19 protein-coding genes are annotated in these 25,588 nt (G+C 68.7%); 5 read left to right on the top strand and 14 right to left on the bottom strand.

Features of this window, described 5'->3' with window-relative positions:
* Window positions 1-111: 111 nt before the first annotated feature.
* The 3 genes from M2351_RS01210 to groES form a co-directional block, all read right to left on the bottom strand.
* On the bottom strand, window positions 112-1,845 hold the full coding sequence (locus tag M2351_RS01210; RefSeq protein WP_319801860.1) for a catalase: 1,734 nt from the start codon (window positions 1,843-1,845) through the stop codon (window positions 112-114).
* Window positions 1,846-2,058: 213 nt separating this feature from the next.
* On the bottom strand, window positions 2,059-3,702 hold the full coding sequence (groL, locus tag M2351_RS01205; RefSeq protein ID WP_264654352.1) for a chaperonin GroEL: 1,644 nt from the start codon (window positions 3,700-3,702) through the stop codon (window positions 2,059-2,061).
* Between the two features lie 51 nt (window positions 3,703-3,753).
* Window positions 3,754-4,044: a co-chaperone GroES gene (gene groES, locus M2351_RS01200; protein WP_209770591.1), complete on the bottom strand. Its 291-nt coding sequence runs from the start codon at window positions 4,042-4,044 to the stop codon at window positions 3,754-3,756.
* A gap of 300 nt (window positions 4,045-4,344) precedes the next feature.
* Here groES and M2351_RS01195 point away from each other — a divergent pair, with 300 nt between their 5' ends.
* From M2351_RS01195 to M2351_RS01185, 3 genes are all read left to right on the top strand, one after another.
* Window positions 4,345-4,608, top strand: a complete 264-nt coding sequence (locus M2351_RS01195; protein ID WP_264654351.1) for an usg protein — start codon at window positions 4,345-4,347, stop codon at window positions 4,606-4,608.
* A 139-nt stretch (window positions 4,609-4,747) separates the two neighbouring features.
* On the top strand, window positions 4,748-5,242 hold the full coding sequence (locus tag M2351_RS01190) for a lysozyme (protein ID WP_264654350.1): 495 nt from the start codon (window positions 4,748-4,750) through the stop codon (window positions 5,240-5,242).
* Window positions 5,243-5,352: 110 nt separating this feature from the next.
* Complete coding sequence (locus M2351_RS01185; protein ID WP_264654349.1) at window positions 5,353-5,955, top strand: GNAT family N-acetyltransferase; 603 nt, start codon at window positions 5,353-5,355, stop codon at window positions 5,953-5,955.
* A 96-nt stretch (window positions 5,956-6,051) separates the two neighbouring features.
* Here the strand turns inward: M2351_RS01185 and mutS are convergent, their stop codons facing one another.
* Complete coding sequence (gene mutS / locus M2351_RS01180; RefSeq protein ID WP_264656815.1) at window positions 6,052-8,700, bottom strand: DNA mismatch repair protein MutS; 2,649 nt, start codon at window positions 8,698-8,700, stop codon at window positions 6,052-6,054.
* 247 nt (window positions 8,701-8,947) lie between these two features.
* Here mutS and M2351_RS01175 point away from each other — a divergent pair, with 247 nt between their 5' ends.
* Entirely contained in the window at window positions 8,948-9,469 is a 522-nt protein-coding gene (locus tag M2351_RS01175; protein ID WP_264654348.1) for a hypothetical protein, read from the top strand.
* Window positions 9,470-9,593: 124 nt separating this feature from the next.
* Here the strand turns inward: M2351_RS01175 and M2351_RS01170 are convergent, their stop codons facing one another.
* Window positions 9,594-9,965 carry a hypothetical protein gene (locus M2351_RS01170; RefSeq protein ID WP_264654347.1) on the bottom strand — a complete coding sequence of 124 codons (372 nt, stop codon included), beginning with the start codon at window positions 9,963-9,965 and terminating at the stop codon, window positions 9,594-9,596.
* A gap of 76 nt (window positions 9,966-10,041) precedes the next feature.
* Window positions 10,042-12,279 (bottom strand): ATP-binding protein, encoded by a 2,238-nt coding sequence (locus M2351_RS01165; RefSeq protein ID WP_264654346.1) that lies wholly within the window; start codon window positions 12,277-12,279, stop codon window positions 10,042-10,044.
* Window positions 12,280-12,535: 256 nt separating this feature from the next.
* Between M2351_RS01165 and M2351_RS01160 the strand changes: the two genes are divergently transcribed.
* The gene (locus tag M2351_RS01160) at window positions 12,536-15,316 is read left to right on the top strand and encodes a [protein-PII] uridylyltransferase (RefSeq protein WP_264656814.1); all 2,781 of its coding nucleotides are present in this window, start codon (window positions 12,536-12,538) and stop codon (window positions 15,314-15,316) included.
* 47 nt (window positions 15,317-15,363) lie between these two features.
* Here the strand turns inward: M2351_RS01160 and phoB are convergent, their stop codons facing one another.
* The 8 genes from phoB to M2351_RS01120 form a co-directional block, all read right to left on the bottom strand.
* Window positions 15,364-16,068, bottom strand: a complete 705-nt coding sequence (gene phoB / locus M2351_RS01155) for a phosphate regulon transcriptional regulator PhoB (RefSeq protein WP_264654345.1) — start codon at window positions 16,066-16,068, stop codon at window positions 15,364-15,366.
* The gene (gene phoU, locus M2351_RS01150) at window positions 16,065-16,841 is read right to left on the bottom strand and encodes a phosphate signaling complex protein PhoU (RefSeq protein WP_264654344.1); all 777 of its coding nucleotides are present in this window, start codon (window positions 16,839-16,841) and stop codon (window positions 16,065-16,067) included. Before phoU ends, phoB begins: the two co-directional genes overlap by 4 nt.
* Window positions 16,842-16,878: 37 nt before the next feature.
* Entirely contained in the window at window positions 16,879-17,709 is an 831-nt protein-coding gene (gene pstB / locus M2351_RS01145) for a phosphate ABC transporter ATP-binding protein PstB (RefSeq protein WP_406567351.1), read from the bottom strand.
* A gap of 4 nt (window positions 17,710-17,713) precedes the next feature.
* The gene (pstA, locus tag M2351_RS01140; protein WP_406567350.1) at window positions 17,714-19,012 is read right to left on the bottom strand and encodes a phosphate ABC transporter permease PstA; all 1,299 of its coding nucleotides are present in this window, start codon (window positions 19,010-19,012) and stop codon (window positions 17,714-17,716) included.
* Window positions 19,005-20,387, bottom strand: a complete 1,383-nt coding sequence (gene pstC, locus M2351_RS01135; RefSeq protein ID WP_264654343.1) for a phosphate ABC transporter permease subunit PstC — start codon at window positions 20,385-20,387, stop codon at window positions 19,005-19,007. The genes pstA and pstC overlap by 8 nt, the downstream gene beginning before the upstream one ends.
* 16 nt (window positions 20,388-20,403) lie before the next feature.
* Window positions 20,404-21,402: a PstS family phosphate ABC transporter substrate-binding protein gene (locus M2351_RS01130; protein WP_264656811.1), complete on the bottom strand. Its 999-nt coding sequence runs from the start codon at window positions 21,400-21,402 to the stop codon at window positions 20,404-20,406.
* 242 nt (window positions 21,403-21,644) lie between these two features.
* The gene (locus M2351_RS01125; RefSeq protein ID WP_264654342.1) at window positions 21,645-23,165 is read right to left on the bottom strand and encodes an ATP-binding protein; all 1,521 of its coding nucleotides are present in this window, start codon (window positions 23,163-23,165) and stop codon (window positions 21,645-21,647) included.
* Between the two features lie 149 nt (window positions 23,166-23,314).
* Window positions 23,315-25,585: an NADP-dependent malic enzyme gene (locus M2351_RS01120; protein WP_264654341.1), complete on the bottom strand. Its 2,271-nt coding sequence runs from the start codon at window positions 25,583-25,585 to the stop codon at window positions 23,315-23,317.
* Window positions 25,586-25,588: the final 3 nt, after the last annotated feature.

Genomic DNA, 25,588 nt, shown 5'->3' with positions numbered 1-25,588 from the left:
CGCCACCTTGGTACGTCCGGCAAAAGCGCAACCCCCTCACCGGCCCTCCGGGCCACCCTCTCCCCGGAGGGGAGAGGGCTATGAGCCCATGGGGAGAGGGGGCGGACCGTCCTACTCCGCGGCCTTGCCGGCCTTCATTTGCGATCCGCCGCGCATGACGCCTGTGACCTCGTCGGCCGTGGCCTTGTGGTTCTTGACGGAGCTGGTCCACTGGCCCCAGACGGTCGGGTCGATCTTGTCGCCGTTCCGGCCCAGGCTCTTCAGCCGCTTCTGGTCCTCGTCGGTCAGCACCTGCTTGGGCAGGGGCTGGAGGTGTTTCACGTCGTCCGCAGTCATGCCGAGCATCCCGGCGACGCGGCTGCCGTAGTCGTCGTGGACCAGGAAGAAGTGCCAGAGCATGCGTTCCTGGACGTCCCGCTCACACTGGCCGAGCAGGGTGCCCATGTTCTGGACGAGATCGTCGCGTTCCCAGTCCATCATGGTGCAGTAGCGGGCGCGCGGCTGGACGTAGTCGTTGCGGCGTTCCAGAACGCTGCGGGTCAGGCGGCCGCGGATTTCCGGCGGGTTGTTCGGCTCCTCCCGCGGCTCCTCGCGCAGGCCGTTGTGGATGGACGGCTCGAAGTTGATGTGCGGGTTCTGGCCGGGCGCCAGGTCGCGCTGGTAGGACATCTGGCCGCCGGACAGGTTGGTGGCGACGCGCGCGTTCTTCGGCTGGTTCACCGGCAGTTGCAGGTAGTTGGTGCCGACCCGGTAGCGCTGCGTGTCGGAGTAGGAGAAGGTGCGGCCGATCAGCATCTTGTCGTCGGAGAAGTCGAGCCCGTCCACGAGCACGCCGGTGCCCATGGCGATCTGCTCGTTCTCATTGAAGAAATCCTCGACGTTGCGGTTCAGCGTCATGACGCCGACGTGGCGCAGAGGGAAATCCTTCTCCGGCCAGATCTTGGTGTCGTCCAGCGGGTCCCAGTCCAGTTCGGGATGGTCATGGTCTTCCATGATCTGGACGTACATGTCCCACTGCGGGTGGTCGCCGCGCTCGATCGCCTCGAACAGGTCCTTGGAGGCGGAGCCCAGGTCCTGGCCCTGCACCTTGGCCGCCTCCGCCGCCGTCAGGCTGGCGACGCCGCAGCGGGGGTGGAAGTGGTACTTGACCAGCACCGTCTCGCCTTTGGCGTTCACCATCTTGTAGGTGTTGACGCCGAAGCCTTCCATATGGCGGTAGCTGGCGGGAATGCCGCGCGGGCTGAACAGGTGGGTCAGCATGTGCATGGCTTCCGGCGTCTGCGACATGAAGTCGAAGATGCGGTTCGGTTCCTGCCGGAAGGTGACCGGGTCGGGCTTCAGCGAGTGGATGACGTCCGGGAACTTGATGGCGTCGCGGATGAAGAAGACCGCGAGGTTGTTGCCGACGAGGTCCCAGTTGCCGTCCTCGGTGTAGAACTTCACGGCGAAGCCGCGCGGGTCGCGCGCCACCTCCGACGAATCGCGCCCGCCGATGACGGTGGAGAAGCGGATGGCCAGCGGCGTCTTCTTGCCGGCGGTCTGGAACAGCTTGGCGCGGGTGTATTTGGACGCCGGCTCGTCGCCGATCTTGCCGGTGACTTCCAGTTCGCCGTAGCAGACGAAGCCGCGCGCGTGGACCACGCGCTCCGGAATGCGTTCGCGGTCGAAGTGGGTGATCTTTTCCAGGAACTGGTAGTTTTCCAGCGTCGCCGGGCCGCGGCTGCCCACGGTGCGCTGGGACTGGTTGTTGGTGATCGGGTGGCCTTGGCGGTTGGTCAGCGTCGTTTTCGGCCCGGTCGCCCCGGAACCGGTCGTCTTTTGCCCGGTCGTCTTCTTGTCAGCCATCGCATGCTCCCTGAACGGCGTTGTGTGAACGGCGTTATGGGCCGGCCGCCGTGACGGCGCCGGTTGATGGTCAAAACCACCATTGTTTGGAAGCGTTCCAATCTGAGATGGCTGAAAGCCTCCTTCTGTGCGTAAGGACGTGTCCAAATGGAAAAGGGCGGCCCCGAGGGACCGCCCTTTCCGCGAACGTCTGGAGAGACGCAGGCTTCTTTATTAGAAGCCCATGCCGCCCATGCCGCCCATGTCGTCCGGCATGCCGGCCGGCGGGGCCTTCTTCTCTGGCTTCTCGGCGATCATCGCCTCGGTGGTGATCAGCAGGCCGGCGATCGAGGCCGCGTCCTGCAGGGCGGTGCGAACCACCTTCACCGGGTCGATGATGCCGGCCGCGACCAGATCGGTGAACTCACCCTTCTGGGCGTCGTAGCCGAAGTTGGCGTCGGACTGGTCGAGCAGCTTGCCGACCACGATCGAACCGTCGGTGCCCGCGTTGTAGGCGATCTGACGGACCGGAGCCTGGAGGGCGCGGCGGATGATCTCGATGCCGACGCGCTGCTCGTCGTTGATCGGCTTCAGGGTGTCCAGAGCCTTCGTGGCGTACAGCAGGGCCGAGCCGCCGCCGGCGACGACGCCCTCTTCCACCGCGGCGCGGGTGGCGTGCATCGCGTCGTCAACGCGGTCCTTGCGCTCCTTCACCTCGACCTCGGTGGCGCCGCCGACGCGGATGACGGCAACGCCGCCAGCCAGCTTCGCCAGACGCTCCTGCAGCTTCTCGCGGTCGTAGTCCGAGGTGGTCTCCTCGACCTGCGCCTTGATCTGGGCGATGCGGGCCTGGATGTCGTCGGCCGAGCCGGCGCCGTCGACGATGGTGGTGTTCTCCTTGGAGATCACGACCTTCTTGGCGGTGCCGAGCATGTCGATGGTGACGTTCTCGAGCTTGATGCCGAGATCTTCGCTGATGACCTGGCCGCCGGTCAGGATGGCCATGTCTTCCAGCATCGCCTTGCGGCGGTCACCGAAGCCCGGGGCCTTCACGGCGGCGACCTTCAGGCCGCCACGCAGCTTGTTCACGACCAGGGTCGCCAGGGCCTCGCCCTCGACGTCTTCGGCGATGATCAGCAGCGGACGCGAGGACTGCACGACGGCCTCCAGGACCGGCAGCAGGGCCTGCAGACCCGACAGCTTCTTCTCGTGCAGCAGGATGAACGGGTTCTCGAGATCCGCGATCATCTTGTCGGCGTTGGTGATGAAGTACGGCGACAGGTAGCCGCGGTCGAACTGCATGCCCTCGACGACGTCCAGCTCGGTCTCCAGGCTCTTGGCCTCTTCAACCGTGATGACGCCCTCGTTGCCGACCTTCTCCATCGCCTGGGCGATCATCTTGCCGATCTCGGCTTCGCCGTTGGCGGAGATGGTGCCGACCTGGGCGATCTCGTCGTTGGTCGTGACCTTCTTGGCGCGGCCGCGGATGTCGTTCACGACGGTCTCGACCGCGAGGTCGATGCCGCGCTTCAGGTCCATCGGGTTCATGCCGGCGGCGACCGACTTCACGCCCTCGCGGACGATGGCCTGGGCCAGGACCGTCGCGGTGGTGGTGCCGTCACCGGCCAGGTCGTTGGTCTTCGAGGCGACCTCGCGGACCATCTGGGCGCCCATGTTCTCGAACTTGTCCGACAGTTCGATTTCCTTGGCGACCGACACGCCGTCCTTGGTGATGCGCGGAGCGCCGAAGGACTTCTCGATGACGACGTTGCGGCCCTTCGGGCCCAGCGTGACCTTCACGGCGTCGGCGAGGATGTCCACACCGCGCAGCATCTTCTCGCGCGCGGAGGCGGAGAACTTAACTTCCTTGGCAGCCATTGCTCACTATCCTCTGTATTCGGGTTGATCGGGGTTTACCGGGCGGAGGACTTAGCCCTCGATGACGCCCATGATGTCGGATTCCTTCATGATCAGGAAATCCTCGCCCTCGATCTTCACCTCGGTGCCCGACCACTTGCCGAACAGGATGCGGTCGCCGGCCTTAACGTCGAGGGCAACGACCTTGCCGCTCTCGTCACGAGCCCCCGGGCCCACCGCGATCACCTGGCCCTCCTGGGGCTTTTCCTTCGCGGTGTCGGGGATGATGATCCCGCCCTTGGTCTTGGTGTCGGACTCCAGACGCTTGACGACGACGCGGTCGTGCAGCGGACGGAACTTCATGGGGATGCCTCCTAGGATCAAGGCTTATTGGGTCAAAGGATTGGTCCGGGGCGGTTGTTAGCACTCCCCCCCCGGCGAGTGCCAGACAGCTAATGGAGGACGCGTTTCGATTCAAGAGGGTCGTGCGGACAATCGTCTCAAATACTGGCAGCACTCGTCTCAGGTGGCTGCTAACGTATTGATGTGGAACAAAAAATTCCGTTGAACATTGTTGTTGGCGAAGGCAAACTTTCATCAAGGGGTCACACCAAAGACCCGCATGGGAAGGGCGCCACGGTTCCACCAGCACGGAGTCAGCGCATGGCCAACCTCAGTCTCCAGCTCCGCGACTACCGCCTGACGACGGCGGAGATCCTCTACCACATGCCGGACCACCCGAAGCTTCTGCAAAGCTATCTCTGGCAGGATCTGGACCTGGCGCCCGAATACCCGGTGCTGCGCCGGTTCCTCGACTTCTGGCAGGCGAATCTCGACGGCAAGCTGCACTCCGTGAAACTGGCGACCCAGAAGCTGATCACGCCGGCGGAGGCCCGCGTGGTCGCGGCGGAGTTCCGCTGGCAGTAGCGGCGCGCGCCGCACGCCTCCATACGGGAGTACTCTTATGAAAAATCCCGTTTTGCGGGAGGCGACATTCCGCTACCTTCCACGACGCGCGACGGGATCGCCCCGATGCACGTCGCCGGACTTTGAAGGAAGCGGAATCATGACAGCGCCGGTCTGCGAGGAAGCCGTCAATCTGGTGAAGCATTTCGAGGGCCTGTACCTCAACGCCTACCTGTGCCCGGCGGGCGTGCCGACCATCGGCTACGGCCACACGGCCGGGGTGAAGATGGGCCAGACCATCACCGCCGCGGACGCCGACGCGTTCCTGCAAGCCGACCTGACCGCCGCCGCGGCCCAGGTGGATAAGCTGGTCAAGGTGGCGCTGAACCCGCAGCAGCGCGGCGCCCTCGCCTCCTTCGTGTTCAATCTGGGGGCGGGAAGCCTGCAAAGCTCCACTCTGCTGGTCCTGCTGAACAAGGGCGACTACGCCGACGCGGCCGGCCAGTTCGGCCGCTGGGTCTACGCCACGGTGAACGGCGTGAAGACGCAGCTGCCGGGCCTTGTCAAGCGCCGCGCCGCCGAGGCCGATCTGTTCGAGGGCAGCACCGGCACCCAGCCGCAAGCCAGCGTCACCACGGCCGACGGCGTGGCGTAACCGTCGCCAAGCGGACCGGGAGGCATCGGGACTGGAGAGCATCGGGACCGGAGAGCATCGACTGGGGCGCTTCAATGGCGCCCCGGCCGATGTCTGGAGTATGTTCGCGGATGCCCCAGGCCCATCACCCCGCCGCACCCCCCGCCACGCCGCTGACCACCGCGCGCCTCCTGCTGCGCCCGCTGGTTTTGGAGGATGCCGCGGCCATCCAGCGGCATTTTCCGCATTGGGAGATCGTGCGCTTCGTCAACGGCCGCGTTCCCTGGCCCTACCCCGCCGACGGGGCGCTGACCTACCTGCGCGACATCGCCCTGCCCGCCATGGCGCGCGGCGAGGAGTGGCACTGGTCGATCCGGCTGAAGGACCGGCCGGACGACCTGATCGGGGCCATCGCCCTGATGGCGCAGGAGGGCAACAACCGCGGCTTCTGGCTCGGCCTGCCCTGGCAGGGGCAAGGGCTGATGAGCGAGGCCGTGGAGGCGGTCACCGACTTCTGGTTCGAGGAATTGGGGCGCGAGGTTCTGCGCGTGCCGAAGGCGGCGGCGAATCGCGCCTCCCGCCGCGTGTCGGAACGGACGGGGATGCGGGTGATCCGCACGGAGATGCACGCCTACGTGTCCGGCGAGCATCTGAGCGAGGTGTGGGAGATCACGCGCGAGGAATGGCGGGCACGGAAGTCCCCTCGCCCTGCTCCGCAGGGAGAGGGAGGGTGAGGGCTAAGATTCTCGGGATGACCTTGCCCTCACCCTCCCACGCCATGGGCGTGGGTCCCTCCCTCTCCCGCCGGAGCCGGGAGAGGGGGATACTTGCTACCGCGCCACCATCCCGCGCAGCCGGTACAGCTCCTCCAGCGCCTGCCGTGGCGTTAGGCTGTCGGGGTCGATGGACTTCAGCGCCTCCTCCACCGGGGAGGGTTCCGGTGGGGCGGCGGGGGCGGAGGACACCGACGGCGCCGGGGGGCGCTTCAGGGCGGCGCTGAACAGCGGCAGGTCTTCGGCGAGGCGGTGGATGGCGGCGTTCTGTTCACCGGATTCGAGGATGGTCAGCACCTCCTCCGCGCGGCCGACGACGGCGCCGGGCAGGCCGGCCAGCTTCGCGACGTGAATGCCGTAGCTGCGGTCGGCGGCGCCTGCGGTCACCTCGTGCAGGAAGACCACGTCGCCCTGCCATTCCTTGATGCGCATGGTGTGGCAGGACAGGCCGGGCAGCTTGCCGGCCAGCATGGTCAGCTCGTGGTAATGGGTGGCGAACAGGGCGCGGCAGCGGTTGACGTCGTGCAGGTGCTCCACGCAGGCCCAGGCGATGGACAGGCCGTCGAAGGTCGCCGTGCCGCGCCCGATCTCGTCCAGGATGACCAGGGCGCGGGATCCGGACTGGTTCAGGATGGCCGCGGTCTCCACCATCTCCACCATGAAGGTGGAGCGGCCGCGCGCCAGGTCGTCGGCGGCACCGACGCGGCTGTAGAGCCGGTCGACCACGCCGATGCGCGCGCTGTCCGCCGGCACGAAGCTGCCCATCTGGGCCAGCACGGTGATCAGCGCGTTCTGGCGCAGGAAGGTCGACTTGCCGGCCATGTTGGGGCCGGTCAGCAGCCACAGCCGGTTGTCCGGGGCGAGGTCGCAGTCGTTCGCCACGAAGGGCCCGGCGTTGGCGGCGTCCAGCACCGCCTCCACCACCGGATGCCGGCCGCCCTTGATGACGAAGGACAGGCTGTCGTCCACCACCGGCCGGCTGTAGCGCCGCTCCACCGCCAGCTCCGCCAGCGAGGTCGCGACGTCGAGCGCGGCCAGCGCGTGGGCGGCCTGGGCGATGGCCTCGGCGCGGCCGGTCACCGACTCCACCAGCTCGTTGAACAGCTCCAGCTCCACGGCCAGCGCCTTGTCGGCGGCCTCGGAGATGCGGCGCTCCAGGTCCGACAGCTCCACCGTGCCGAAGCGGACGGCGTTTGCCATGGTCTGGCGATGCATGAAGACCTCGCGCCCCTTCTCGGACATCAGCTTGTCCGCGTGGGTCGCCGTCACCTCGATGTGGTAGCCGAGCACGTTGTTGTGCTTGACCTTCAGCGCCGGCACCCCGGCGATGTCCGCGTATTTGGCCTGGAGTCCGGCGATCAGCCGGCGGCTCTCGTCGCGCAGCGTCACCAAATCGTCCAGCGCGTAGGAATAATCCCGCGCGATGAAGCCGCCATCACGGGCGAGCAGAGGCAGCTCCGGCGCCAGGGCTTGCGTCAACTGCTGGACCAGCTCGCCATGCTCGCCGAGGCCGCGGGCGACGGCGGACAGGCCGTCGGGCAGCGGGCCGCCGGGGTTGTCGTTCAGCAGCAGGCGGATGGCCGACGCCTGGGCCAGACCGTCGCGCACGGCGGCGAGGTCGCGCGGGCCACCGCGCCCCAGCGCCAGACGGGACAGCGCGCGCTCCAGGTCCGGGCAGCGGCGCAGGGACTCGCGCAGGTCGGCGCGCAGCCGCTCCTCCGCCATGGCGTATTCGACCATGTCCAGGCGTTTGGCAATCGCCGTCGGATTGGTCAGCGGGGCGGAGAGCTGGGCGGCCAGCAGGCGGGCGCCGGCGCCGGTCACCGTGCGGTCGATGGTGGCCAGCAGGCTGCCGCGCCGCTCCCCCGTCAGGGTGCGGGTCAGTTCCAGGTTGCGGCGGGTCGCCGCGTCGATCTCCATGACCGCGCCGGGGCCGAGCCGGCGCGGCGGCGACAGGCGGGGCACGCGGCCCTTCTGCGTCAGCTCCACATAGGCGACCAGCGCGCCGGCCGCCGCGACTTCGGCCCGGGAGAACTGGCCGTAGGCGTCCAGCGTGCCGACGCCGTAGAGCGCCAGCAGGCGCTGCTTGCCGTTCTCGCTGTCGAAGCGCGGGGTGGGCTGCACGGTCAGGCGCGACTTCCACTCCGCCCACAGCTCGTACAGGTCGGGGCTCTGGCACAGCTTCTCGGAGACCAGCACCTCCTGCGGGTCGAGGCGGCCGAGTGCTGCACCCAGGCCGGGACGCTCCACCGGCTGCACCACCAGCTCGCCCGTCGACAGCTCCAACCAGGCGAGGCCCAGGCCGCCCGCCGTCTCCGCGACCGCGGCCAGCCAGTTGGAGGAGCGGCTGTCGAGCAGGCTGTCCTCCGTCAGGGTGCCGGGGGTGACGATGCGGATGACGCCGCGCTTCACCACCGACTTGGACCCGCGCTTCTTCGCCTCCGCCGGGTCCTCCATCTGCTCGCAGATGGCGACGCGGAATCCCTGGCGGATCAGGCGCTGGAGGTAGGATTCGTGGCTGTGGACGGGCACGCCGCACATGGGGATGTCCTCCCCCAGGTGCTGGCCGCGCTTGGTCAGCGCGATGTCCAGCGTGCGGGCCGCGTTCACCGCGTCGTCGAAGAACATCTCGTAGAAATCGCCCATCCGGTAGAACAGCAGGCAATCGGGGTGCGCCTGCTTGATCTCCAGGTACTGCGCCATCATCGGGGTGGCGTCCGCGGGGATGGAGGACGCAGGGATCTGGGCGGGGGCGGCGATGGCGTCGGACACGGATCGGGAACCAAATCTGCGTGGAAGGGGTCTACGGGGGCGCCACCCTAGCACGGGCGAAGCGCCGCAGGAGAGAGGGGTTTCCTCCGGGCCGGTTCCGGCGGACCTGGTCCGGTGGTAGACTGGTGGTGCCTGTCGAGGTCCGAGCCGGACCTTTGAGGAAGCTGGGAAGGAGAGTGCCTTGACGCAAGCGTCCGAAAACAATGGCACCGGGGGAATTGGCCGCGAGGTGCGCGAGGTCGTTGCCCTGTTCGAGACGCGCGCCGATTTCGACCGCGCCGTCGCCGCCCTGCTGGCCGCCGGCTTCGAGCGGGAGGAACTGTCGGTGCTCGCCAGCCACACCTCGCTGGAGGCGGCGGACCGGGTCCCGCCAACCCCGCGCGACGAGGCGCTGACCGGGCTGGTGGGCGAGCTGAAATACGCCTTCCCCCTGACCACCGCCGGGCTGCTCGCCATCGTCGGCGGGCCGATCGCCGCCCCGCTGGCGGCGCTGGTCACCGCCGGGCTGGGCGGCGTCGCCATCAAGGATTACCTGGACGAGCTGACCAGCCACCCGGACACCGACGAGTTCACCCGCGCGCTGGAGGCCGGCGGCGTGATCCTGTGGGTCTGCGCCGACGACACGGCCGAGGAGGTCAAGGCCGCGGAGCTGCTGGAAACCAACGGCGGCAAGAACGTGCATCTGGCCGTGCGCGCGGAGTAGCGAAGGCGGGCAGCCGGGAACAAAGATTCACACGGATTTCGCGGATTTGAACGCGGATTCCACGGATTTTTCGTTGGTCTTGCGTCACCGCGCGCCCGTCGTCAGGGCCGCCGCTGGGCGAGCATCAAAAAATCCGTGAAATCCGTGTGTCCCTGTTGTCCAACGAGAATCGAGCACTGACGCCGACGCCGCCCTCGATGAGCGCCAAGCCGCGCTGCTTGTGTTCGGCCTGGACGATGGCGGCCCAGCTCATGCGGACCAGGGCGACCTTGTCCTCGTCCTCGACGAAATCCCCGGAGATCACGTCGCACAGCTGAAGAAGCGTGCTGTCGGCCAGCGCCGCCGGGTACAGCCGCGCGACGCGCAGAAGCCACGCCATAAGGTCGGCCGGGCTGTGGCGCGGCTGGCCGCGTTCAGCCAGGGTCAGTTCAGCCAGGGTCAGCGCGTTGCCCAGGCTGGCCAGCTCGCGCCGTGACGTCTCGCGTTCCCCCCTCATCGGCCCCCTCCCCGTTGCCAAGCAGCGTCCGGGTTGAGTTCATACCCGCGAATGCCAGCCTCCGCAGTGACGGCGGTCACACGAGCGTCTCAAAGGACGAGGCGTCCTCATCCAGCGTCTGGCGGACCTTGCGCAGCAGGGCGTCGGGGGTGAAGGGTTTGGCCAGCAGCGGCGCTCCCACCGCGACCGAGGGTTCCCCGGCGACGCCGGCGTAGCCGGTCATGAACACGGTCTTCATCGCCGGGCGCAGGCGGTGGGCCATCTCGGCCAGCTGGCGGCCGTTCAGGCCGGGCAACCCGACGTCGGTCAGCATCAGCTGGAAGACCCCCGCCCCTTCGATCAGCGCCAGGGCGGAGTCCGCGTCCTCCGCTTCCTCCACCTCATAGCCGGCCTCGCGCAGCGCCTCGGCGGCGACGAAGCGGACGATGGCCTCGTCCTCCACCAGCAGGATGCGCGCCGGCCCGTCGGCCTCTGCGACGCCGTCCGGACGGGGAGCGGGGGCCGGGACGGGAGTGGCGGTGACGGTGTCCTCGCGGAGGAGGCGCGGCAGGTACAGCTCCACCGTCGTGCCCTCACCGGTTCCGGAGAGGATCCGCGCCGTGCCGCCGCATTGCCGCACGATGCCGTAGACCTGGCTGAGGCCGAGCCCGGTGCCCTGCCCGACCGGCTTGGTGGTGAAGAAGGGGTCGAAGGCGCGGGCCAGCACGTCCGCGGTCATGCCGGTGCCGGTGTCGGACACCGACAGGCGGACATAGTCGCCGGGGGTCACGTCGCCGACGGCGGCGGCCTGCGCGCCGTCCAGCCGGACGTTGGCGGTGCGGACGCTCAGCCGCCCACCGCCGGGCATGGCGTCGCGCGCGTTGATGACGAGGTTGAGCAGAGCCGTCTCCACCTGCACCGGGTCGCAGGAGGTGAGCCACAGGCCGTCGCCCAGGGCCGTCTCCAGCACGGTGGATTCGGTCAGCGAGCGGCGCAGCAGCGGTTCCATCCCCTCCACCAGGAGGTTCAGGTCCTCCGCGCTGCGGTTCAGCGGCTGTTGGCGGGCGAAGGCGAGCAGGCGCTGCGTCAGGTTGGCCGCGCGGTTGGCGCCCTGCGATGCGATGTCGAGCGGGCCGGCAAGGTCCGCAAACACATTGGGTGGCGCCCCGCCGGCGGCGCGGCTGCGGATCGTCTCCAGGCTGCCGATGATGGCGGTCAGCAGGTTGTTGAAATCGTGGGCGATGCCGCCGGTCAGCTTGCCGATGGCTTCCAGCTTCTGGCTTTGCAGCAGGGCGGCCTCGGCCAGTTCGCGCTTGGCCGCCTCCTGCTCCAGCCGCTGGAGGGCCGCGCGCTCCCGCCCGGTGCGGCGCAGGGCCAGCAGGGTCATCAGGACCAGCGACAGCGACGCCCCGCCGCACAGCAGGCCGAGGATCAGCGTGTGCTGGCGCCACGGCTGCAGCACCGCGTCGGTGCCGGCGGCCACCAGGATGTGCAGCGGGTAGGCGCCGACCTTCCGGTAGGCGACGATGCGGGTCACCCCGTCGATGGCCGAGGTTCCGGTGAAGATCCCGACGTCGGGGCGCTGGGCCACCGCGGCGCGGAAGTTCCCGCTGGCCAGCTGCGGCGCGCCGTCCGGCGGCGGCACCTCGGCGTCGCGGATCAGGAAGACGCCGTCCGCACGGACCAGCCCGACGGAATGGTTCTGGTGGGGGGCCGTCTCGCGGTAGAGGCGCAGCAGCGTGTCGGCCTTGACCGACACGGCCACGACCCCGTCGAAGGTCCCCGGCGCCGCGCCATCCGCCCCAGCACCATGTGTCGGCGTGCGCCGGCGCGCCACGACGAAGACGTTCTCCCCGGTGGCGTTTTCCCGGAAGGCGCGGGAGATGACGAGGTCGGTCCCGCCGCCGCGCAGCGCCGCGAAATGCTCCCGGTGGCCAACGTCCGGCCGGGACGCGGGAAAGAAGCGGCTGCCGCTGACCGTTACCCCGTCCGGCGCGGTCAGCCAGATGGAGTCCACCGGTTCCAGCCCCTGGTCGAGGTCGCGCAGGAAGCGGTGCACCTCCTCCGACCGGCCGATCTCCTCCCACGACAGGCCGGCGACGCGGCGGTCCACCTGCCGGAGCACAAGGTCCTGGATTTCCACCACGCGCAGGGCGTGTTCGCGCAGGATGTCGGCGGTGCGGGCCAGCGACTCCTCCGCCGCCTCCAGGATGCGCGCGCGGTCGTAGGCCGCCACACCGGCGAAGATGGCCAGCGGCAGCACGACGCTGGCGACCAGGATCGCCAGCAGGCTGCGCATCGGCGATGTCACGGGTGATGTTACGGGCTGTGCCATCAGCGATCCATCCGGCGGTGGCCCATCTGGAGACTCACGTGATGCCGCGGGCGATGCGGGATGCCGGGCGCACCCGCAGGGTTGCAATCATCGGCCGCCCCCCTCAACCAGCGTAAGACAATCCGCGGCGGGGATGAAGGAGATATTCGTGCGATGCGGGTCCAGGGCGTGCGGTCGCCGCTGTTTCCCGCTATATAATCAGCGTCCCGTCGCCGTCGGGGCCCACCACCCTTTGCGAAGGCCTACCGCTTTGCCGATGCTTTCCACCCGCACCACCGAACCCGCCGACGCCCCACAGATCGCGAACAAGCGCGCCATCCTGTCCCGGCGCAAGCTGGCGGAGGAGTTGGAAGGGCTGGTCGAGACGCACGGGACCGGCGACGCGCTGCGCCCGGCCCTGATCGCCTGCCTGCGCGCCGCCCTGAACGACGGGCGTGCGGAGGTGCGCAGCCGGTTCGAGGCCAAGGGGTCGGGCGAGGACTGCGTCCGGCAGAACTGCTACTTGGCCGACGGGCTGGTCCGCGCGCTGGCCGACTTCACGGTGACGCACATCTACCCGACCGCCAACCCGACCTCGGGCGAGGTGTTCGACATCGCTGCCACCGGCGGCTACGGGCGCGGCGAACTGGCCCCCTTCTCCGACATCGACCTGCTGTTCCTGCTGCCCTACAAGCGCACGCCGCGGGTGGAGCAGGTGGTGGAGTACATGCTCTACATCCTGTGGGATCTGGGGCTGAAGGTCGGCCACGCGGTGCGCAGCGTGGACGAGTGCATCCGGCAGTCCAAGGCCGACGTCACCATCCGCACCGCCATCCTGGAGGCCCGCTACCTCTGGGGCCCGCGCAAGCTCTACGCGGAGCTGCGCCGCCGCTACGACAAGGAGGTCGTCGCCGGCACCGGGCCGGAGTTCGTGGAGGCCAAGCTGGCCGAGCGCGACAACCGCCACCTGAAGCTGGGCGACAGCCGCTATGTGCTGGAGCCCAACCTGAAGGACGGCAAGGGCGGCCTGCGCGACCTGCAGACCCTGTTCTGGATTGCCAAGTACCTGTACCGCGTCGAGGACGTGGAGGATCTGGTCGGCAAGAAAGTGCTGCTGCCGGAGGAGGCGCAGCGCTTCGCCAAGGCGCAGAACTTCCTGTGGACCGCGCGCTGCCACCTGCATTACCTGGCCGGCCGCATGGAGGACCGCCTGACCTTCGACGTGCAGACGGAGATCGGCCGGCGCATGGGCTACACCGACCACGCCGGGACCAAGGGCGTGGAACGCTTCATGAAGCACTATTTCCTGGTCGCCAAGGACGTGGGCGACCTGACGCGCATCTTCTGCGCGGCGCTGGAGGCGGAATCGAAGCGCCCGCCCAAGTTCAACATCCTGCGGCTGGCGGCGCTCACCCGCCGCAAGGACGTGGACGGCTTCGTCGTCGACGGGGAGCGGCTGAACGTCCGCAACGACCGGCAGTTCAAGGACGAGCCGCTGGACATGATCCGGCTGTTCCACACCGCCCAGCAGAACGACATCGACATCCACCCCAACGCGCTGCGCGCCATCACGCGCTCGCTGTCGGTGGTGGGGCCGAAGCTGCGCGCGGACGCGGAGGCCAACCGGCTGTTCCTGGAGATCCTGACCGGAGCGAAGGACCCGGAGATCACGCTGCGCCGCATGAACGAGGCCGGGGTGCTGGCCCGCTTCATCCCCGACTTCGGCCGGGTGGTGGCGCAGATGCAGTACGACATGTACCACGTCTACACGGTGGACGAGCACACGCTGTTCGCGCTGGGCATCCTGCACAAGATCGAAACCGGCGACCTGAAGGACGAGCTGCCGCTGTCGTCGGAAGTGATCCACAAGGTGGTGTCGCGCCGCGCGCTCTATGTCGCGGTGCTGCTGCACGACATCGCCAAGGGACGCGGCGGCGACCATTCCGTGCTGGGCGCCCGCGTGGCGGAGAAGCTGTGCCCGCGGCTCGGCCTGTCGGCGGAGGAGACGGAGACGGTCGCCTGGCTGGTGCGCTGGCACTTGGCCATGTCGCAGGTCGCCTTCAAGCGCGACCTGGAGGACGACAAGACGGTGCGCGACTTCGTCTCGCTCGTCCAGTCGCCGGAGCGGCTGCGCCTGCTGCTGGTGCTGACCGTGGCCGACATCCGGGCGGTGGGGCCGCAGCGCTGGAACAACTGGAAGGCCACGCTGCTGCGCGAGCTGTACAACCGGTCGGAAGAGCTGATGTCCGGCGGCCTGTCGGTGGAAGGGCGCGGGCGGCGCATCCAGGCGGCGCAGGCGGCGCTCCGGGCCGAGCTGTCGGACTTCGACGACGCCGACTTCGAGCGGCACACGGCGCTGGGCTACCCCGCCTACTGGCTGGCCTTCGACACGGAGACGCTGGGGCGCCACGCCCGGCTGGTCCGCGAAGCGAACCGGGAGGAACGGCCGCTGACGGTGGACACCCGCATCGACCGCGGCCGGGCGATCACTGAGGTGACGATCTACGCCACCGACCACCACGGCCTGTTCTCACGCCTTGCCGGCGCGCTGGCGGCTTCGGGAGCGGACATCGTGGACGCGCGCATCTTCACCATGACCAACGGCATGGCGCTGGACGTCTTCACCGTGCAGGACGCGGCCGGCGGCGGCGCCTTCGAGAGCGGGGACAAGCTGGCCAAGCTGTCGGTGATGATCGACAAGGTGCTGTCCGGCCAGTTGAAGCCGCTGCACGAGCTGGCCAAGCGCAAGGCGCCGCACGCCAGCCGCACGCGGGTCTTCCACGTGCCGCCGCGCGTGCTGATCGACAACAACGCCTCCACCACCCACACGGTGATCGAGGTGAACGGCCGCGACCGGCCGGGCCTGCTGTACGACCTGACCCGCGCGCTGTCGAACCTGACGCTCCAGATCTCCTCGGCGAAGATCTCGACCTACGGGGAGAAGGCCATCGACGTGTTCTACGTGAAGGACGTCTTCGGCCTGAAGGTCAGCCACGACAACAAGCTGGCGCAGATCCGCGAACGCCTGCTCTCGGCTCTGGCCGATCCGGCGGGGTGATGGTGCGGGTGTTGGGTTGCGCTGTCGCAACCCAACAGGCCCGCCCGTCAGATCGACTTGGTGTCGAGCGCGTAGCCGGCAGAGCGGACGGTGCGAATCAGGTCCAGTTCCGTGTCGTCGTTCATGGCCTTGCGCAGGCGGCGGATGTGGACGTCCACGGTGCGCGGCTCGACGTAGACGTCGTGGCCCCACACCACGTCGAGCAGCTGCTCGCGCGAGAAGACGCGGCCTGGGTGCTGCATGAAGTGGCGCAGCAGGCGGAACTCCGTCGGGCCCAGGTGGACGTCGCGGCCGTTGCGGCGCACGCGGTGGGCGGCGAGGTCCATGGTGACGTCGGAGAATTGCAGCACCTCCTCCGCCATGCCCGGCGAGGCGCGGCGCAGGACGGCGCGCATGCGGGCGACCAGCTCGGTCGGGGAGAAGGGCTTGGTGATGTAGTCGTCGGCGCCGGAGTTCAGGCCGCGCACCCGGTCGGCCTCCTCGCCGCGGGCGGTCAGCATGATGATGGGGATGTCGCGCATCTTGGTGTTGCGCCGCATCTGCCGGCAGACCTCCAGCCCCGACATCAGCGGCAGCATCCAGTCGAGCAGGACGATGTTCGGCGTCTGCTCCCCGGCCAGGAGAAGGGCCTCCTCGCCGTCGGTTGCGGCGTTCACCCGGAAGCCTTCCTTTTCCAGGTTGTACTTCAACAGCGTGACGATGTCGGCTTCGTCCTCGACGATGAGGACGAGCGGCTTCAGCGCCGAGTTCATGCTTGCCCCGTTCGGTCGGATTCGTTTTCGGTGGTTGGGTCGGTGTTTGGATCAATGGTCGGGTCGGTGGCCGGCCTCACCACCGCGAAGCTGCTGCCGTCGCTCTTCGGCCGCTCGACGCGCAGCGGTGCGCCGACCACCAGGAAGTGGATGGTTTCCGCGATGTTGGTCGCGTGGTCGCCGATCCGTTCCAGGTTCTTCGCCATGAAGAGCAGGTGGGTGCAGGGGGTGATGGTGCGCGGGTCTTCCATCATGTAGGTCAGGACCTCGCGGAACAGGCTGGTGTAGAGGTCGTCCAGCTCCTCGTCCCGTTCCCAGGCGGCGATGGCCTTGCCCACGTCGCGCTCGATGTAGGCATCGAGCACGTCCTTCATGATCGCCTCGACCAGCCGGCCCATGCGCGGGACGGCCACCACCGGCCGCACCGCCGGCACCTGGGCCAGCGCCAGCGACCGCTTGGCGATGTTGGAGGCGTAGTCGCCGATCCGTTCCAGGTCGGAGGAGATCTTCAGCGCCGACACGATCTCGCGCAGGTCCTGCGCCAGCGGCTGGCGCAGCGCCAGAAGACGGATCGCCTCCGCGTCGATGTCCCGTTCGTAGGCGTCGATGCGCTGGTCGGACTGCATCACCTGGGCGGCCAGCGCGACGTCGCGGCGGGCCACCGCCTTCACGGCGGCGTCCACCTGCGCTTCCGCCACGCCGCCCATCTGCGTGATCAGGTTGGACAGGCGCTGCAACTCCTGGGCGAAGGAGCGAACGATGTGGTCGGTCATGGCCGGCTCCCTCTCCGGGCAACAGCTCCCCACCGGATCAGCCGTAGCGGCCGGTGATGTAGCCCTGGGTGCGCTCGTCGCGCGGGTTGGTGAAGATTTCCTCGGTGTCGTCGCACTCCACCATCTCGCCCAGGTGGAAGAACGCGGTCTTCTGGGACACGCGGGCCGCCTGCTGCATGTTGTGGGTGACGATGACGATCGTGTAGTTCTCGCGCAGCTCGTCGATCAGCTCCTCGATGTGCGCGGTCGCGATGGGGTCGAGCGCCGAGCAGGGCTCGTCCATCAGGATCACCTCCGGGCTGACGGCGATGGCGCGGGCGATGCACAGGCGCTGCTGCTGGCCGCCGGACAGGCCGGTGCCGGGCTCCCGCAGGCGGTCCTTCACCTCGTTCCACAGGCCGGCGCGCTCCAGCGAGGTCTGGACAATCTCGTCCATCTCGTCGCGGTGGGTGGCGATGCCGTGGATGCGCGGCCCGTAGGCGATGTTGTCGTAGATCGACTTCGGGAAGGGGTTCGGCTTCTGGAAGACCATGCCGACGCGGGCGCGCAGCTGCACCGCGTCGATGGTCCGGCCGTAGACGTCCTCCCCGTCGAGCGCGATCAGCCCTTCGACCCGGCAGTTCTCGATGGTGTCGTTCATGCGGTTCAGGCAGCGCAGGAAGGTCGACTTCCCGCAGCCCGACGGCCCGATCAGGGCCATCACCCGGTTCTCCTGGATGTCCAGGTCGATGCCCTTCAGCGCTTGCTTGGCCCCGTAATAAACCTTCACGTCGCGGGCGACCATCTTCACGCCCGGCCCGCCGGCCCTGACCTGGGTTTCGGCGCGCGGCGGAACGGACGCGGTCGGGTACTGGGTCTGCACGCTCATGGGACTACCAACGCCTCTCGAATTTCTTGCGCAGGAACACGGCCAGGCCGTTCATCAGGATGAGGAAGGCGAGCAGGACCAGGATCGCCGCCGAGGTGCGCTCGGTGAAGGCGCGCTCCGGGCTGTCCGCCCACATGTAGATCTGCACGGGCAGCGCCGTGGCGCTGTCGGTCAGGCCGTGCGGGATGTCCACGATGAAGGCGACCATGCCGATCATCAGCAGCGGCGCCGTCTCGCCCAGCGCGCGGGCCATGCCGATGATGGTGCCGGTCAGGATGCCCGGCATGGCCAGCGGCAGCACATGGTGGGCCACGGTCTGGAGCGGCGAGGCGCCGACGCCCAGCGCCGCCTCGCGGATCGACGGCGGCACCGCCTTCAGCGCGACGCGGGACGCGATGATGATGACCGGCAGCGTCATCAGCGCCATCACCAGCCCGCCGACCAGCGGGGCGGAGCGCGGCATGCCGAAGAAGCCCAGGAAGACCGCCAGACCCAGCAGGCCGAAGATGATCGACGGCACGGCGGCGAGGTTGTTGATGTTCACCTCGATCAGGTCGGTCCAGCGGTTCTTGGGCGCGAACTCCTCCAGATACACCGCGGCGGCGACGCCGATGGGCACCGACAGCAGCATGGTGACGGTCAGCGTCAGGAAAGACCCGACGATAGCGCCCCAGATGCCCGCCTGCTCCGGCTCGCGGCTGTCGCCGGCGGTGAACAGGGTGGTGTTGAAGGCGCTCTTCACCGCGCCGGCCGCAGCCAGCTTGTCGAGCGCGCCGATCTTGATGTCGTTCAGCCGGCGTTCCGATTCCGGCACGTCGCGGCGGATGAAACCCTTCATGAACTGGTCGACCTCGTCGTCGGCCAGCACCCAGACGGTCTGCTTGGTGCCGACCAGCGCCGGGTTCGCCTTGACCATCGCCTCCAGCTGATAGGGGGCGCCGGACGACAGCAGCTCGTTCAGCGAACGGCGGCCGGCGCGGTCGGTCACCTCCGGCACCACGGCGTAGAGCGCCTGGCGAAGGAGCGGCATGGTGTTGCCCTCCTCCACCTGCGCCTTGTCGAAGGTGACCTCCAGCCGGATCTGCGTCTGCCAGAAGGCCGTGTAGCCCTTGCCGACGATGGAGCCCAGCAGCACGACCAGCATCAGCGAGGCGATGCCCACCGCGGCCATTCCGGCCAGGCGGAAGCGCCGTTCGGCGGCGTAGCGGCGGCGCAGGCGGTCCGCGAATTCCGCGCTCTGGTAGCGGGACTTGGTGGCGGTGACCGACATGTGACGGGAACCCTGTTGCGCGAGGTCAGTCATACTTCTCTCGGTACTTCTGGACCACCCGCAGGGCGACCATGTTGAGCGTGAGCGTCACCAGGAACAGCACGAGCCCCAGCCCGAAGGCCGACAGCGTCTTGGGGCTGTCGAACTCCTGGTCGCCGACCAGAAGCGTGGCGATCTGGGTCGTGACGGTGGTCACCGCCTCCAGCGGGTTGGCGGTCAGGTTCGCGGTCAGGCCGGCGGCCATGGTGACGATCATCGTCTCGCCGATGGCGCGGCTGACCGCCAGCATGACCGCGGCGACGATGCCCGGCAGGGCCGCCGGCAGCACGACCAGCCGGATCGTCTCCGACTTGGTGGCGCCCAGCCCGTAGGAGCCGTCGCGCAAGCTCTGCGGCACGGCGTTGATGACGTCGTCGGACAGCGAGCTGACGAAGGGGATGATCATCACCCCCATGACGATGCCCGCCGCCAGCGCCGATTCGGAGCTGACGTCGAGACCCACCGCCTGCCCCAGCCCGCGCACGAAGGGGGCCATGGTCAGGGCGGCGAAGAAGCCGTAGACGACGGTGGGGATGCCGGCCAGCACCTCCAGGATCGGCTTCAGCCAGGTGCGCAGGGTGGGGTTGGCGTATTCGGACATGAAGATGGCCGACATCAGCCCGACCGGGACGGCCACCGCCATGGCGATGGCGGTGATCAGCAGCGTGCCCGCGAACAGCGGGATCGCGCCGAAGGAGCCGCTGGACCCCACTTGGTCGGCGCGCATGGCCATCTGCGGGCTCCAGTGCGTGCCGAACAGGAAGTCGATCGGCGACACCGCCGCGAAGAAGCGCATGGCCTCGAACAGCAGGGACAGCACGATGCCGATGGTCGTCAGGATGGCAACCAGCGAGCAGACGACCAGCGCGACGTTGACCGTGCGCTCCACCCGGTTGCGGGCGCGCAGGTCCGGCGTGATGCGGCCCCGCGCAAAGAGCAGCCCGCCCATCGCCAGGCAGGAGCCGATGACCAGCAAACTCCAGTCGCCGAGCGACCGCAGCCGGACATACTGCTCCGCCGCCGCGGCCACCGCCGGGTCGGGCACGCGGCCGGTGTTGACGCCGTGCGCGAGGTTCAGGATGTCGGCGCGCAGCAAACTCAGAGCTTGGCCGTCCACATGGGTCAGCCGGCCCGGCAGGCCGGCCAGCACCATCTGCATGACCATCCAGCCTTCCGACGCGGTCCACAGCGCGAACAGCAGCAGGGCCGGCAGACCGGCCCAAAGCGCCACGTAGAAGCCGTGGTAGGACGGCACCGAGTGAAGCTCGACGGTGCGCCCGCCGACCGACGCAGTGGCGCGCGACCGGCCGAGCTGGAAACCGATGACCGTGAGCAGGGCCAGAACGAGAAGCAGCGCCATGATCTGCATTTGAGCCCGCCGACGCTCAGAGCTGGAGCGGAGCCAGGTTCGCCGCAGCGGCACGGGCCGCGTCGCGGTCGGCCTTCGGCAGCGGAATCAGGCCCTTGTCGGCCAGATAGCCGTCGTCGCCGAAGGCCTTCTCCGCCGTGTAGTCGGCGATGAACTCGCGGATGCCCGGGATCACGCCGGCGTGGGCGGTCTTGACGTAGACGTAGAGCGGGCGGGCCAGCTCGTACTTGCCGGCGGCGACCGCCTCCGGGGTCAGTTCCTCGCCGTCCATCTTGGCGCACTGAAGCTTGTCGCGGTTCTGGTCGATGTAGCTGTAGCCGAACACGCCGAAGCTGTCGGGGTTGGCGGTCAGCTTCTGGACGATCAGGTTGTCGTTCTCGCCGGCCTCAACGTAGCCGCCGTCCTCGCGGATGGTCATGCAGGCCTTCTCGCGCGCCTTCTCGTCCGGAACGGCGTCCTTGACCTCTTTCACCTTCTTGCAGCCTTCGAGCATCACCAGCTCGTTGAAGGTGTCGCGGGTTCCGGAGGTCGGGGGCGGGCCGAGCACCTCGATGTCCTTGTTCGGCAGCTTGGCGTCGATGTCCGACCACTTCTTATAGGGGTTGGCGACCATCTTGCCGCCGACCAGGACCTCCTTGGCCAGCGCCTTCCACAGGATCTCCGTGGTCAGGTCGATGTGCGGGGCGGCCTTGGAATAGGCCAGCGCGATGCCGTCGAAGCCGATCTTCAGCTCGGTGATCTGCGTGACGCCGTTGGCGGCGCACTGCTCGACCTCCGACGTCTTGATGCGGCGGGACGCGTTGGCGATGTCCGGGTGCTGCGGGCCGACGCCGGCGCAGAACAGCTTCAGGCCGCCGCCCGTGCCGGTCGACTCGATGACCGGCGTCTTGAACTTGCCGCCCTTGCCGAATGCCTCGGCCACCGCGGTGGTGAAGGGGAACACCGTGGACGAACCGACCGCGCGGATCTGGTCGCGCGACTGGGCGTGCGCCGCGCCGGAGAGGGCGGCGGTCATGGCGACGGCCAGGGCGACCTTCGCGGCGACGGTGAGGGTGAGCGTCCTGGTGGTCACGGGATTTCCCCTCCGAAAATCGATGATCGCTGTGACGGGGGGAACGCGATGCGCCCGCACCGTGCCGCGCCGCGCCCAGCCTAAAGGGGGCGGCGGCTTGCGGCGGGACGTTAATCAGCGACCGCGACTCGTTGATTACAGTTTCATGACAGTTTTATGACGCCGTCTTTTTTCGGTCATCGCCCTCAGGCCTGCCGCCGCGCCGGCTCTTCCGCGGGGAGCGCCGCGTCGGCCGCGGCCGGCAGGTAGACGGTGAAGGTGCTGCCCACCCCGACCGCGCTTTCGATGGTCAGCCGCCCGCGGTGGCGGTTCAGGATGTGCTTGACGATGGCGAGGCCGAGCCCCGTGCCGCCCATGGCGCGCGACCGCGCCGCGTCCACCCGGTAGAAGCGCTCGGTCAGGCGCGGCAGGTGGGTGCGGGCGATGCCCTCTCCCTGGTCGCGCACGGCGACCGCGACCATCGGGCTTCCGCGGCCGTTGCGCTGGGCCAGCGGAACCGCGCTGGTGAAGCCGACCATGGCGCCGTCGGCGAGCGACACGGCGACGGTCACGTCGGTGTTCTCGCGCGTGTATTTGATCGCGTTGCTGACGAGGTTCTGGAAGACCTGGGTCAGCTGGTCCTCGTCCCCCACGACCGGGGGCAGATGCTCCGGCGCTTCCAGCTTCAGGCGGATGCGGCGACTGGCCGCCTTCAGCTCCAGCGCGGCGATGACCCCGTCCAGCCGGTCCAGCACGTCCACCCGGCCGGCCGGCGGCATGTGCTCGTCCAACTCGATCCGCGACAGCGACAGCAAGTCGTTGACCAAGCGGGCCATGCGGCTCGCCTGGTCGTGCATGATGGAGAGGAAACGCTCGTGCGCCTCCAGGTCGTCGCGGGCGGGGCCGCGCAGCGTCTCGATGAAGCCCAGCAGCGACGACAGCGGCGTGCGCAGCTCATGGCTGGCGTTGGCGATGAAGTCGGCGCGCATCTGCTCCGACCGGCGGAGCGCCGTGATGTCGTGCAGCGTCAGGATGACCATCCGCCCGTGGACCGGTGGCGCGGGGGCCGGATCCTCCGGCACCAGGGCGTTCTCGTCGGGAACGGGGCGCGGGAGGCGCCGCTGGAAGGGCTTCACGCGCACCTCGAACATGCGCTCCACCGGGACCGGCAGGCTGAATTCAAGGATGCGCGACGCCGCCCCGCCGAGCACGGCGTCCACCGCCTCCAGCACACTGGGGTTCCGCAAGGACGCGGCAAGGTCGCGGTTGAGGATGCGGTCGCCGAATAGGCCGCGCGCCGCTTGGTTGGCGCGCACCACCTGCCGGTCCGCCCCGACCAGCACGAGCGGGTCGTGCAGCGCCTCCAGGATCGATTCGTTGGCTTCCAGCTGCACCTGCGCCTGCTCGACCCGGCCGGTCATCACCCGGTGCAGGCGCGCCACCGCCGCGGTCAGCCCGCGCACGGAAGTGGGGGCCGCCGGCGGAGGAGCCGGGCTGGAGGGATCGTTGGTCAGCCGCGCGACGTAATCGGCCACCGCGCGCGAGTCGCGGTGCTGGGAGCGCAGGATCACCGCGACGCCCGCCAGGGCCAGCAGCCCGACGATGACCGCGACGACCGGCGCGATCAGCCCAGCGTGCAGGAGAAGGTACAGCGACGCCGCGAGCGGCCCCAGCATCAGCAGGGCACCGACGATCAACCGGGGCGGCGGCATCACCTTGGGGCTCATGGGCGGCGGAACTCGTGCGTCGCGGGGCTTGACGCCTGTTCTTACACCATTGCCGAGCCCCGCGGGCGTGCGTCACAAAAGATTAACCCGCGAAGCCCCCAACCTTCCCCTCTCCCTGTGGAGCAGGGAGAGGGGGTTTAAAGACAGGCTTACCAGGGCAGCGAGTCATGGGCGGCCAGCGCCGCCGCGGTGACGAGGTCGTTGACCGAGGCGCCCATGGTCACGATCTGCGCCGGCTTGTCGAGGCCGATGAGCAGCGGGCCGATCATCTGGCCGCCAGCCATCTTGTTCAGCAGCTTGGCCGTGATGTTGGCCGAGTGCAGGCCCGGCATGACCAGCACGTTGGCCGGGCCGGACAGGCGGCAGAACGGGTAGACCCGCTTCATCAGCTGGTAGTCCATCGCCACGTCGGCGGACATCTCGCCGTCATACTCGAAGTCGACGCGGCGGCTGTCGAGGATGGCGATGGCCTCGCGCAGCGGATCGGCGTTGGGGTGCGGGTGCTGCCCGAAGTTGGAGAAGGACAGCAGCGCCACGCGCGGCTCGTGCCCCATCTGGCGCGCCTTGGCCGCGGCCCCGATGGCGATGTCGGCCAGGGTCTTGCCATCCGGCCGGACATGCACCGTGGTGTCGGCGATGAAGACCGTGCGGTTGCGGGTCAGGAACAGGTGCAGGCCGAAGACCGTCTCGTCCGCCTTGGGGTCGATGACGCGGCGGATCTCGTCGTAGGCCACGCCGAAGGTGCGGGTCAGGCCGGTCACCATGGCGTGCGCGTCGCCCTGCGCCACCATCAGCGCGGCGAAGACGTTGCGGTCCTGGTTGACCATGCGCTGGCAGTCGCGCAGCAGGGTCCCCTTGCGCTGCAGGCGGCGGTACAGGAAGTCGCTGTAGCGGCGGTTGGAGTCGGAGACGCGGGCGTTATGGATTTCCAGCGACACGCCCGGCTGGCCCATGGCGGCCAGCTGCTCCTTGATCACCGCCTCGCGGCCGATCAGCACCGGCGTGCCGAAGCCGGCGGCGCGGAAGGCGAGTGCCGCCCGGATCGTGCGCTCCTCCTCACCCTCGGCGAAGACCACGCGGCGCGGGTTGGTCCGCACCTTCTCCAGGATCAGCTCCAGGCTGTCGGCGGTGGGGTCGAGGCGGGTGCGCAGGCTGCTCTTGTAGCCGGCGATGTCCACGATGGGCTTGCGCGCGACACCCGATTCCATGGCCGCCTGGGCCACGGCGGCGGGCACCGTCACGATCAGCCGCGGGTCGAAGGGCACCGGGATGATGTATTCCGGACCATAGCGCAGGCGGCGGCCGGAATAGGCGGCGTCCACCTCGTCCGGCACATCCTCGCGCGCGAGTGCCGCCAGCGCCTTGGCGGCGGCGATCTTCATCGCCTCGTTGATGGTCGTGGCGCGGACGTCCAGCGCGCCGCGGAACAGGTAAGGAAAGCCCAGGACGTTGTTGACTTGGTTCGGGTAGTCGGACCGGCCGGTCGCCACGATGGCGTCGCTGCGCACCGCCTTCACCTCCTCCGGCGTGATCTCCGGGTCGGGGTTGGCCAGCGCGAAGATGATTGGCTTGTCCGCCATGGACTTGACCATGTCCGGCGTCATGGCGCCCTTGGCCGACAAGCCCACGAACACGTCGGAGCCGGCGACCGCGTCTTGCAGCGTGCGCTTGTCGGTCTGAACGGCGAAGGACGACTTCCACTGGTTCATGCCGTCGGTGCGGCCGCGGTAGACGACGCCCTTGGTGTCGCACAGCATGATGTTCTCGCGCGGCACGCCCATGGTCGTGAACAGCTCCGCGCAGGCGATGCCCGCCGCCCCGGCGCCGTTGACCACCATCTTCACGTCGCGGATGTCGCGCCCGGTGATGTCGCAGGCGTTGATCAGGCCGGCGGCGGCGATGATCGCGGTGCCGTGCTGGTCGTCGTGGAAGACTGGGATGTCCAGCAGCTCGCGCAGGCGCTCCTCGATGATGAAGCAGTCCGGCGCCTTGATGTCCTCCAGGTTGATGCCGCCGAAGCTCGCCCCCAGGAAGCGGACGCAGTTGACGAACTCATCCACGTCGCGGGTGTCGACCTCCAGGTCGATGCCGTCCACGTCGGCGAAGCGCTTGAACAGGACGGCCTTGCCCTCCATCACCGGCTTGGAGGCGAGCGCGCCCAGGTCGCCCAGCCCCAGCACCGCCGTGCCGTTGGAGATCACCGCGACGACGTTGCCCTTGGCCGTGTAGTCGTAGGCCGTGCTCGGGTCCTCGGCGATGCGCAGGCAGGGGACCGCCACGCCGGGGGAGTAGGCCAGCGACAGGTCGCGCTGGGTGGTCAGCGGCTTCGTCGGCGTGATCTCCAGCTTGCCGGGGCGGCCGGAGGAATGGAGCAGCAGGGCTTCTTCGTCGGTGACGCGCTTGGTATCGGGCTCGGCCATCGT

It is taken from the genome of Azospirillum canadense, from assembly GCF_025961225.1.
In the GTDB taxonomy this organism is placed as follows: Bacteria; Pseudomonadota; Alphaproteobacteria; order Azospirillales; family Azospirillaceae; genus Azospirillum; species Azospirillum canadense.
Note: the sequence above shows the minus strand (reverse complement) of the source record. Positions and strands in the feature narration are given on the sequence as shown.

Excerpts from the sequence above, each read along its gene's own strand:
- M2351_RS01170 (WP_264654347.1), bottom strand. The coding sequence starts at position 9,965 with ATGAGGGGGGAACGCGAGACGTCACGGCGCGAGCTGGCCAGCCTGGGC.
- pstC (WP_264654343.1), bottom strand. The coding sequence starts at position 20,387 with ATGCAGATCATGGCGCTGCTTCTCGTTCTGGCCCTGCTCACGGTCATC.
- M2351_RS01210 (WP_319801860.1), bottom strand. The coding sequence starts at position 1,845 with ATGGCTGACAAGAAGACGACCGGGCAAAAGACGACCGGTTCCGGGGCG.
- pstB (WP_406567351.1), bottom strand. The coding sequence starts at position 17,709 with ATGAGCGTGCAGACCCAGTACCCGACCGCGTCCGTTCCGCCGCGCGCC.
- M2351_RS01185 (WP_264654349.1), top strand. The coding sequence starts at position 5,353 with ATGCCCCAGGCCCATCACCCCGCCGCACCCCCCGCCACGCCGCTGACC.
- phoB (WP_264654345.1), bottom strand. The coding sequence starts at position 16,068 with ATGAACTCGGCGCTGAAGCCGCTCGTCCTCATCGTCGAGGACGAAGCC.
- M2351_RS01160 (WP_264656814.1), top strand. The coding sequence starts at position 12,536 with ATGCTTTCCACCCGCACCACCGAACCCGCCGACGCCCCACAGATCGCG.
- M2351_RS01125 (WP_264654342.1), bottom strand. The coding sequence starts at position 23,165 with ATGAGCCCCAAGGTGATGCCGCCGCCCCGGTTGATCGTCGGTGCCCTG.
- groL (WP_264654352.1), bottom strand. The coding sequence starts at position 3,702 with ATGGCTGCCAAGGAAGTTAAGTTCTCCGCCTCCGCGCGCGAGAAGATG.
- pstA (WP_406567350.1), bottom strand. The coding sequence starts at position 19,012 with ATGACTGACCTCGCGCAACAGGGTTCCCGTCACATGTCGGTCACCGCC.
- phoU (WP_264654344.1), bottom strand. The coding sequence starts at position 16,841 with ATGACCGACCACATCGTTCGCTCCTTCGCCCAGGAGTTGCAGCGCCTG.
- M2351_RS01130 (WP_264656811.1), bottom strand. The coding sequence starts at position 21,402 with ATGACCGCCGCCCTCTCCGGCGCGGCGCACGCCCAGTCGCGCGACCAG.
- M2351_RS01195 (WP_264654351.1), top strand. The coding sequence starts at position 4,345 with ATGGCCAACCTCAGTCTCCAGCTCCGCGACTACCGCCTGACGACGGCG.
- M2351_RS01165 (WP_264654346.1), bottom strand. The coding sequence starts at position 12,279 with ATGGCACAGCCCGTAACATCACCCGTGACATCGCCGATGCGCAGCCTG.
- mutS (WP_264656815.1), bottom strand. The coding sequence starts at position 8,700 with ATGATGGCGCAGTACCTGGAGATCAAGCAGGCGCACCCCGATTGCCTG.
- M2351_RS01190 (WP_264654350.1), top strand. The coding sequence starts at position 4,748 with ATGACAGCGCCGGTCTGCGAGGAAGCCGTCAATCTGGTGAAGCATTTC.
- M2351_RS01120 (WP_264654341.1), bottom strand. The coding sequence starts at position 25,585 with ATGGCCGAGCCCGATACCAAGCGCGTCACCGACGAAGAAGCCCTGCTG.
- groES (WP_209770591.1), bottom strand. The coding sequence starts at position 4,044 with ATGAAGTTCCGTCCGCTGCACGACCGCGTCGTCGTCAAGCGTCTGGAG.